Source organism: Mycolicibacterium aurum, assembly GCF_900637195.1.
GTDB classification, from domain to species: Bacteria; Actinomycetota; Actinomycetes; order Mycobacteriales; family Mycobacteriaceae; genus Mycobacterium; species Mycobacterium aurum.
Genome location: NZ_LR134356.1, coordinates 2986870 through 2997065 on the forward strand (window position 1 = coordinate 2986870; position 10196 = coordinate 2997065).

At 68.4% G+C, this 10196-nt stretch carries 5 protein-coding genes; 4 read left to right on the forward strand and 1 reads right to left on the reverse strand.

Annotation, left to right across the window (positions count from 1 at the left end; translation table 11 throughout):
* The first annotated feature begins 66 nt into the window (after window positions 1-66).
* Complete coding sequence (locus tag EL337_RS14295) at window positions 67-705, forward strand: peroxidase-related enzyme (RefSeq protein ID WP_048630975.1); 639 nt, start codon at window positions 67-69, stop codon at window positions 703-705.
* Window positions 706-716: 11 nt separating this feature from the next.
* Window positions 717-1142: a lipoprotein LpqH gene (locus tag EL337_RS14300; protein ID WP_048630976.1), complete on the forward strand. Its 426-nt coding sequence runs from the start codon at window positions 717-719 to the stop codon at window positions 1140-1142.
* Between the two features lie 10 nt (window positions 1143-1152).
* Here the strand turns inward: EL337_RS14300 and EL337_RS14305 are convergent, their stop codons facing one another.
* Entirely contained in the window at window positions 1153-2913 is a 1761-nt protein-coding gene (locus tag EL337_RS14305) for an AMP-binding protein (RefSeq protein WP_048631249.1), read from the reverse strand.
* Window positions 2914-3219: 306 nt separating this feature from the next.
* Here EL337_RS14305 and pks2 point away from each other — a divergent pair, with 306 nt between their 5' ends.
* A complete protein-coding gene (gene pks2 / locus EL337_RS14310) occupies window positions 3220-9525 on the forward strand; it encodes a sulfolipid-1 biosynthesis phthioceranic/hydroxyphthioceranic acid synthase (protein WP_048630977.1) in 6306 nt (2101 codons plus the stop codon).
* Complete coding sequence (locus EL337_RS14315; protein ID WP_048630978.1) at window positions 9522-10196, forward strand: methyltransferase family protein; 675 nt, start codon at window positions 9522-9524, stop codon at window positions 10194-10196. The genes pks2 and EL337_RS14315 overlap by 4 nt, the downstream gene beginning before the upstream one ends.

Here is a 10196-nt window from a genome sequence, read left to right on the forward strand (position 1 = left end):
ACAAGAGTTCGCATCTCGCCGTACCGAAATGTTGGCGTGCCTTGGGGTGTGCGGGATTGTGTGGCCATGACCGCCACCGCCGACATCCGTCCCACCGAAGCGCTGACCCCCGCCGCCATCTCCCGGCTGGCCGTGCCCGAGCTCGACGAGCTGACCTCGCCGGGGGTCCGCGGCTTCTTCCATCGCCAGCTGCGCGACGAGGGCCTGACCTCGAACTGGTTTCGCGCACTGTCACTGAACGAAGGTGATCTCGAACGCCTCAACGCCTACCTGTTGCCACTGCTGGGCACCGACGGGCGTGGCGGGCTCACCGCCCGCGAACGCGAGGTGATCGCCACCGTGGTGTCCGGTGAGAACCGCTGCGCGTACTGCCATACCAATCACGCCAACAAACTGGGCGCGCTCACAGGCGACTGGTCATTCGGGCAGCGGGTGGCCATCGATCACCATCAGGTCGCGGAATTGACCGAGCGGGAACGCGCACTCGCCGACCTCGCGACAGCCGTCAACAACAACCCGCAGGCCATCCGCGACGACGACATCGTCCGGCTTCGCGACCTGGGACTCGATGACCACCAGATCCTGGAGGGCATCTCGATCGCCGCTTTCATCGGCGCGACCAATCGCATCGGAATCGCGCTGTCGGTGCCGCCGAATCCGGAATACACCGGCATTCCGGCCGGACGGGAGCATCCGACCGAATAGAGTCGGGCGCCATGAAGACCCGACATCTCTTGGCGGTTGTCGCCGGCAGCGCCGTCGCCCTGGGCGTGGCCGGTTGCTCGACACCGGAACCCGCGCTCGGCGGCACCACCGCGACCGTGTCGATCGACGGCAACGACACCGGTGGAGCGCACGCTGTGCGGTGTCGCCAGTCCGGTTGGGCGTGGTATATCGAGACGCCGGACAAGGAGGACGGGTTCACCGCCGTGCTATCGACCGGCGGTGGGGTGACCGCGAAGTCGGTGGACTTCCGCGGCGTAGGGGGATTCACCGGGTCGTTCTGGGCCGACAACATCGGTGATGCCGAGGTGTCCGGCGCCGATGGCAGCTACACCATCACCGGCACCGCGGACGGCAGCTTCACCGACACACCCAGCGATGCGGTCTCGGCCAAATTCCGCATCCAGGCCAACTGCTGAAGCGGAGCCGCTACGCGTCCAGCCGGGCGAACCGGTTGCGCCTGTAATCCTCTGCGCACGACTGTCTGCGGACCTTGCCGCTGGTGGTGATCGGAATCGAGCCGGGGGCCACGAGCACCAGATCCGCGACGGCCAGGCCGTGCGACTGCGAGATCGCCGAGGTGATGTCGCGCCTGACGTCGGTGAGCTGGCTCTGCGTCTCGTCGTCGGAATCGCCGCGCTTTCTGTACTCGACGACGGCGACGAGCTGCTCGACGCCGTCGTCGGGAACGGCTATCGCCGCGACGCGGCCCCGGGTGATCTCCGAGATCGTTGCCTCGATGTCGTCCGGTGCATGGTTGCGCCCGTAAACGATGATCAGGTCCTTGATGCGACCGACGATGAAGAGCTGTCCGTCGGAGATGAAGCCCAGGTCTCCCGTTCTCAGCCACGGCCCTTCGGGAGTGCCGACCGACGGGTCGACGAGCGTGGCGCCGAAAACTCGTTCAGTTTCGTCGGGCTTGTTCCAGTAGCCCATGCCGACGTTGTCGCCGTGCACCCAGACCTCGCCGGTCGTACCGTCCGCGCACTCGGTCCTGCTCTGCGCGTCGACGATCCGCACCGTCGGCGACAGCGCGGACAGCGGCGTGTCGTAGCCGACCAGCGGTGTGCCGCCGCCGTTCGCCGACCGCTTCGCGGCGCCCTCGGCAAGCTCGTCGGAGTCGAAACCGACGATCTGTGGTGGTTGACCGGGCCGGACGGTCGCCACGTAGAGCGTGGCCTCTGCCAGCCCGTAGGACGGCTGTATCACCCTCTTGTCGAGATTGAAGCGGGCGAACCGATCGGTGAAGCGGTTGATGGTCGTGGGATTCACCCGCTCGGCACCACTTTGGATGATGAACACGTCGCCCAGATCAAGGTCGCCCATGTCGGCGTCCGACGTCTTGCGTGCCGCCAATTCGAACGCGAAGTTCGGCGCGGACGAGAACGCCTGCGGGTTGCTCGCCAGCAGCTGCATCCAACGGGCCGGCCGCTCCAGAAACGAGATCGGGCTGGTGAGCACCGTGCTGAAGCCGCCGTACACCGGCGTGCAGATTCCCAGCAGCAACCCGAGGTCGTGGTAGAACGGCAGCCACGACACCACGGTCATATCCGGCGGTGCGACGCCTCCGTGGTCGACCGAATAGTCGACCGTGATCTGCTGGATGTTGGTCAGCAGATTCTTGTTGGAGATCATCACCCCGGCCGGCTGCCGGGTCGACCCCGATGTGTATTGCAGATACGCCGGCTGGTGGTCTCCGGCGTAGACGTCGTCCGTTCGGGCGCCGGTGCGTAATGCGGCATCCAGATCCAGCGAGTCGACCTCGATGATCGCCGGAGCGGCCTTGCCCGCCTCGGCGGCGACGTGGCCGGCGACATCGCCCACGACACGGGATGTGGTCAGAACGACGGCGGGTGCCGCGTCACGCAGCACTGAATCGACCCGCTCGTCGGCGACGCCCCCTTGCGGGACGGACAGCGGCACTGCGATCAGCCCGGCCTCCAGCGCGCCCAGGAAGCCGACGATGTAGTCGAGTCCCTGCGGGGCCGATATCACCGCGCGATCGCCCGGTGAAGCACACAGCCGCATCTCGCGTGCGGCGTTCGACACGCGGCGATACAGCTGCGGCCACGTGAGGGTGATCGCGACGCCGGCCGCGTCGAGGTCGTAATCGACGAATGTGAACGCCGTGTCGTCTGGCTGCAAGCTGGCACGCTCCCGCAGCAGAGCCGGAATGGATGTCTCAACCACCTCTGTCACGCGAAGCAAATTACCGCAGGCGTCAACACAACATCCTGGAAACCAGAACTTGTGCGGTCCTCGCGCGCGTCGCCGTCTTCTTTCTCCGCTGAACAGCCCTGTACCCAGCGCCGCTTTCCCGTTCGGTACTTGACCCGACATACCTACGTCTGCGTCAATTGAAACTTGTTCTGGTTTCTCGGAGCCAGCAGGTGAGAAAGCAGCGAACACACGGGTGCTGCTGTGAGGAGACGGCATGGACTCAGTCGGTGCGATCGACCAGCGGGCAAACACCGTGGCGAGGCGAGTCTCCCGCCGATGACGAACGTCAAGACGCCCGTTCCGGTCGCCGTCATCGGCATGGCCTGCCGGCTGCCCGGCGGTATCGATTCCCCCGAACAGCTGTGGCAGTCGTTGCTGCGCGGCGACGACCTGGTCACCGAAGTTCCGCGCGACCGCTGGGACTCCGACGACTACTTCGATCCGGAGCCGGGTGCGCCCGGACGGACGGCATCGAAGTGGGGCGCGTTCCTCGACGACGTCGCAGGCTTCGATGCCGAGTTCTTCGGGATCGACGAGCACGCAGCTACCGCGCTCGATCCCCAGCAGCGCCTCCTGCTGGAAACGTCGTGGGACGCCGTCGAACATGCCGGCCTCACGCCGCCGTCGCTCGCCGATTCGCTCACGGGTGTGTTCGTGGGGCTGGGCAACCACGACTACCAGATGGTCAACGCCGCTTCCGACGCCATGACGGGACCGCACGGCTTCGCAGGCAACGCCCTCGGCATGGCCTCGGGGCGGATCGCCTACAGCATGGGTCTGCGTGGACCGGCGCTGACTCTGGACACCGCGTGCTCGTCCGGCCTGACCGCCGTGCACATGGCGTGCCGCAGCCTCAACGACGGCGAAAGCGATCTGGCGCTGGCCGGAGGCGCGTTCGTCATGCTCGACCCCCGGAAGTTCGTCGCAGGCACCGCGCAGAACCACCTGTCCCCCACCGGACGTTGCCATTCCTTCGATGCCGCGGCCGACGGCTATGTGACGGGCGAGGCCGTCGCGGTGATGGTGGTGAAACGTCTCGCCGACGCGCAGCGCGACGGCGACCGCATCCTGGCGGTGGTGCGGGGTACGGCCGCGAACCAGGATGGGCGTACCGCGGACTTCTCGACGCCGTCGGTGGCCGCGCAGACGGCGCTGTATCGCGCAGCGCTGGCCACCGCGGACGTGGATGCGGGAACCATCGGCATGGTCGAGGCGCACGGGCCCGGTACGCCTGCCGGAGATCCGGTCGAGTACGCCAGCCTGGCCGAGGTCTACGGAGTCGAGGGCCCCTGCGCTCTCGGATCGGTCAAAACGAACTTAGGCCACGCCCAGTCGGCGTCTGGACTCCTCGGTCTGATGAAAGCGATTCTCGCGCTGCAGCACGGGACGGTTCCACAGAACCTGCACTTCACTCGGCTGCCCGATGAGATGGCCCGGATCAGCACCAATCTCTTTGTGCCTCAGGAGACGACGAGTTGGCCGAACAGCGACCGGCATCCGCGGCGCGCTGCGGTCTCGTCGTACGGGGTGTCGGGCACCAACGTCCACGCAATCGTGGAACAGGCTCCCGAACCCGCTGAGCGCGAATCCATCTCAGCCGGCTGCCACGCTGATGCCGCGCCGCTGCTGTTTCCGCTGTCCGCCACGTCACCCGAGGCGCTGCGGCGCACCGCAGACCGACTCGCGACCTGGGTGCACGCACACGACGAGGCGGCTCTGACGGATCTGGCCTACACCCTGGCGCGCCGCCGCGCCCACCACCGGGTCCGCGCGGCGGTCCTCGCGGGCAGCCGCCCCGAACTCACCGACGCTCTGCGCAGCATCGCCGCCGGCGACGACCCCTTCCCACCCGAGGTCGGGCACGACCGCCTGGCGCCGGTGTTCGTGTTCTCCGGACAGGAATCGCACTGGGCCGGGATGGGCGCAGACCTTCTTGCCAACGATGCCGCCTTCGCCGCGACCGTCGCGGAGATCGAGCCACTCATCGCCCACGAGTCCGGATTCTCGGTGACCGACGCGATGACAGCCCCCGACGCGGTGGCCGGCTTCGACCGGGTACAGCCCACATTGTTCACGATGCAGGTCGCGGTGGCGGCCGCGCTGAGTGCGCACGGCGTGCGGCCGGGCGCGGTCATCGGCCATTCGTCGGGTGAGATCGCCGCGGCGGTGGTCGCCGGTGCGCTGTCGCTGCATGACGGGGTGCGGGTGGTCTGTCGCAGCTCCCGGCTGATGGCCGGCCTCTCGGGCTCCGGCGCGATGGCGGCGGTGGATCTGCCTGCCAAGCAGGTACTTTCGGAGTTGACGGTGGGCGGCATCAAAGACGTCGTGATCGCGGTGGTGGCTTCGCCGCAGACCACCGTGATCTCCGGTGCCGCCGAGACGGTGCGCACGCTGCTCGGCGGTTGGGCCCAGCGGGGCGTGGCTGCCCGACACATCGTCGCCGACGTGGCCACGAACTCGCCGCAGATCGATCCGATCCTGGCCGAGCTGACCACCGTCCTGCACGATGTCGATCCGCTCACCCCGACGGTCCCCTTCTACTCGGCCACCGGGTTCGACCCACGCGAACAACCGTTGTGCGACAACAGGTATTGGGTGCAGGGCCTGCGGCGCACGGTGCGGTTCGCCGCCGCCGTCCGGGCCGCCGTCGAGGACGGATACCGGGTGTTCGCCGAGCTGGCGCCCCATCCGGCGCTCGCTGAGGCCATTCAACAGACCGCCCAGAGCCTGGACGTGCCGCTGGCCACGCCGGCCGCCATGCACCGCGACGAGAAGCTGCCGTACGGCATGCTCGGTTTCGTCGCAGATCTCTACAGCGCCGGCGCGCTGATCGACTTCTCGGCAACGTTGCCCACGGGGCGGTTGGTGGACGCGCCCCTACCGTCCTGGACGCACCGCCGGTTGTGGTTGAGCGACGACGATGCGACATCCGCGACACCGGGTGGCCGCACCGTGTCGGTCCATCCGCTGCTGGGACCCCATGTGCGCCTGCACCAAGAACCGGAACGCCACGTCTGGAATGCCGAGATCGGTACGTCCGTGCAGCCCTGGCTCGCCGAGCACCGGATCCACCACGTGGCCGTGCTTCCCGCAGCCGTGTACTGCGAGATGGCGCTGGCGGCCGCCCGGGTGGCGGTCGGCGACGCCGCCGAGGTCCGTGACCTACGCTTCGTCGAGCCGCTGCTGCTGGATGAGCAGACCGCCGTCGGAGCATCGACGCTGATGGCGGCGCCGGGGGTCGCCGAGTTCGCAGTGGAGTCGAACCGCGGCGGCGAGCACGCCCGGCAGGCCACCGCGGTGCTGTGGGCCGCCGAGGATGAGCGGCCACCCGTCTACGACATGTCGGTACTGCTGGCGGCACATCCCGGCCGCGACGACGGCGCACACGTGCGTTCCCGCCTCGAGGGGCGCGGCGTCCACTACGGCCCCGCGTTCGCAGGGCTCGGACCAGTGCACATCGGCCAGGAGGGCACCGGCTCCGTGGTCGCAGAGATCGCACTGCCGGGCCGACTCCGCTCGCAGCAGGGTGCGTACACCGTGCACCCCGCGCTGCTGGACGCCTGCTTCCAGGCCGTGGGAGCCAGTCCGTACGTCCAGACGCCGGGCGAGGTGGGATTGCCGTCGGCGGTGCAGCGGCTGCGCGCCTACGGGTCCGCGCGCGACGCGCGCTACTGCTACCTGCGGGTGAGCAAGGTCGACAGCTCCGGTGTCGACGCCGATCTCGATGTGCTCGATCAGAACGGCGTGGTCCTGCTCAGCGCGCAGGGGTTGTCGTTCGGCCCCGCAGCGTCCGACGACGCCCGTCACGATCGGGTGCTGGACGACCGGCTGCTGGCCGTCGAGTGGGAGCGCAGACGCACACCCGAAGCCCCGCAGGATGATCCGGGGTCCTGGCTGATCGTCAGCACCAGCGTGGCCTCGGACATGATGATGGCCTCCGCGCTGACCGACTCCCTGGAACGCCACGGCGCGCAGTGCACCACCATGTGCTGGCCCGTCGATGCCGATCACACCGCGGCAGCCGACGTGCTCGCCACGCACCTGCGTGGTCGCCAGTTCACCGGCGTCGTCATCGTCACCGGGCCGAAACCCGATGCCGCCGAGCAGTGTCTCCCTCGGCTGGGCCTCGACAACGCGCAGCACCTGGTGCGCGTCACCCGCGAGGTCCCCAAGATCGACGGCCGTTTACCCCACCTCACCGTGGTCACCCGGGACGCGCAGGCCGTATTGCCCGGAGACGAGCCCAATCTGGAACAGGGCGCGCTGCGCGGCCTGGTGCGGGTCCTGGGCGCCGAACATCCGCATCTGCACATCACCCAGATCGACATCGACGCGACCACCGGCGCCGAGCACGTGGTGGGGCAGCTGCTCGGCGAGTCCGAAGAGGACGAGACGGCGTGGCGGAACGGCGCGTGGTACGCGGCGCGGCTGCGCCCGGCGCCACTCCGACCCGACGAGCGTCATGCCGAGCTGGCCGACCATGAGCACGACGGCGTCCGCCTGCAGATCCGCACACCCGGTGACCTGGAGACGGTGGAGCTCATCAGCTGCGAGCGAGGCTCGCCGGGACCGGGACAGATCGAGGTCGCCGTCAGCGCGTCGAGCGTCAACTTCGCCGACGTCCTGGTTGCGATGGGCCGGTTCCCCAGCGTCGACGGTGACCGTCCGGAGCTCGGCATGGACTTCGCGGGAGTGGTTTCGGCGGTGGGGCCCGAGGTGACCGACCATCGCGTCGGTGACCGGGTGGCCGGCTTCTCCCCCAAGGGTTGTTGGGGCACATTCGTGGTCTGCGACGGGCGCCTCGCCGTCCCGCTGCCGCCCGCCCTCGACGACCGACAGGCGGTTGCCGTCGCGACCGCAACCGCGACCGCCTGGTACGGCCTGCACGAGCAGGCCAGGATCTCGGCGACGGACCGGGTGTTGATCCACTCCGCCACCGGTGGTGTCGGCCAGGCGGCGATCGCCATCGCTCGCGCGGCCGGGGCGGAGATCTTCGCCACCGCAGGCAGCGCGGAACGCCGACAGTTGTTGCACACCATGGGAATCGATTATGTCTACGACTCCCGCAGCACCGACTTCGCCGAGCAGATCCGTCGTGACACCGATGGGTACGGCGTCGACATCGTGCTCAACTCGTTGACGGGTCCGGCACAACGTGCCGGCTTCGAACTGCTCGCCGTCGGCGGTCGCTTCGTCGAGATCGGTAAACGCGACGTCTATGGCAGCACCCGGCTCGACCTCTTCCCGTTCCGCAACAACCTCACCTTCCACTACGTCGACCTGGCGCTGATGTCGATGAGTCATCCCGGACGAACCGGGGAGCTGTTGCGCACGGTGTTCCGCCTGGCGGCCGACGGCGAGTTGCCGCCCGTCGAGCACACCGCGTACCCATTGGCCGAGGCTGCCAACGCGATTCGCGTGATGGGCGCGGCCGAGCACATCGGGAAGCTGGTGCTCGAGGTCCCGCGCACCGGCCACAGCGTCGCGTTGACGCCACCGGAGCATGCGAAGGTGTTCCGCTCCGACGGCGCCTACGTCATCACGGGTGGACTCAGTGACCTCGGGTTGTTCCTGGCCGAGAAGATGGCCGACGCCGGGTGCGGACGCATCGTGCTCACCTCCCGCTCGCAGCCGACCCTGAAGGCGCTGGAGACCATCGAGCTGATCCGGGTGATGGGTGGCGACATCGTTGTGCACTGCGGCGACATCGCCGACCCCGACACCGCGCGACACGTGGTGGCCACCGCCACCGCCACCGGACTGCCGGTGCGCGGCGTACTGCACGCCGCCGCGACGATTGGCGACGCGACTCTTGCCGACATCACCGACGAGCTGATCGAACGTGACTGGGCCCCCAAGGTTTACGGCGCGTGGAATCTGCACACCGCCACTGTCGACGAGCCACTGGACTGGTTCTGCTCGTTCTCCTCGGCTGCCGCGCTGGTGGGCTCGCCCGGGCGGGGCGCGTACGCCGCGGCGAACAGCTGGCTCGACGCCTTCACCCGGTGGCGGCGGGCTCAGGGGCGCCCGGCCACGGCGATCGCCTGGGGCACCTGGGGTCAGATCGGATGCGCCGCCGAGGTCACCGAGGGCGCCGGGGCAGCCATCACACCGGACGAGGGTGCCCACGCGTTCGAGGCGCTCCTGCGCCACGATCGCCCGTACACCGGGTATGCGCCGACCACCGGGACAACGTGGTTGACCACGTTCGCCCGCCGCAGCCCGTTCGCCGAAGCGTTCCGCTTCGTCGGCGAAAGTCAGACGGGCACAATCACCTTGCGGACTGTGCTGAGCGAAGTACCGCCGGACGAATGGCCCGGCCGGCTACGGCGGCTGATCTCCGACCAGATCAGCGTGGTTCTGCGGCGCAGCATCGATCCTGATCGGCCGCTGTCCGAATACGGTGTGGACTCCCTGGGAGCCCTCGAGCTGCGGACCCGCATCGAGACGGAAACCGGAGTCCGGTTGGCCTCGGGCGACCTGGCCGTCGGCACCGTGCGCGGCCTGGCCGAGCTTCTGTGCCGCAAGATGGCCCCTCATCAGTCCGCCGACAGCGACGCGTCGGCCCGGGGAGGATCGTGAACGCTGTTCTGAAGGTGATGATGTCCGGCCTCATGCAGGCGGCCGCGCTGGGATTGCTGCTGTTCGTGCCTGCCGGCACGTTCCACTACTGGCAGGCATGGACCTTTCTGGCGGTGTTCGCACTGTCGGCGTGGGTGCCGAGTGTCTACGTGCAGCTGATCAATCCCGCTGCGCTCGAACGACGTATGCGTGGCGGGCCGGTGGCCGAGGGCCGCGCCGTGCAGAAGATCGTCATGGCAGGCCTGTACCTGTCGTTGGCGGCGATGTGTGTGGTCAGCGCTCTCGACCACCGCTTCGGGTGGTCGGCGGTGCCGACATCACTGTGCATCGCCGGAAGCGTTCTGGTCGCGATCGGTATGGGTGCCGTCGTCCTGGTGGCCACACAGAACAACTACGCGTCCACCACCGTCCAGGTCGAGTCGGGGCAGCATGTCGTCTCGACCGGGCTGTACGGGCTGGTACGCCACCCGATGTACACCGCCAACGCGATCATGCTGGTGGGGATCCCGCTCGCACTGGGCTCCTACTGGGCGCTGATCTTCGTCGTGCCGGGCCTTGCGGTGCTCGCGTCACGCATCCGCGACGAAGAGACGCTGCTGCGGGAAGAACTTGCGGGATACCGGGATTACACCCGTACCGTCCGCTATCGACTCGTGCCGTGCGTCTGGTGA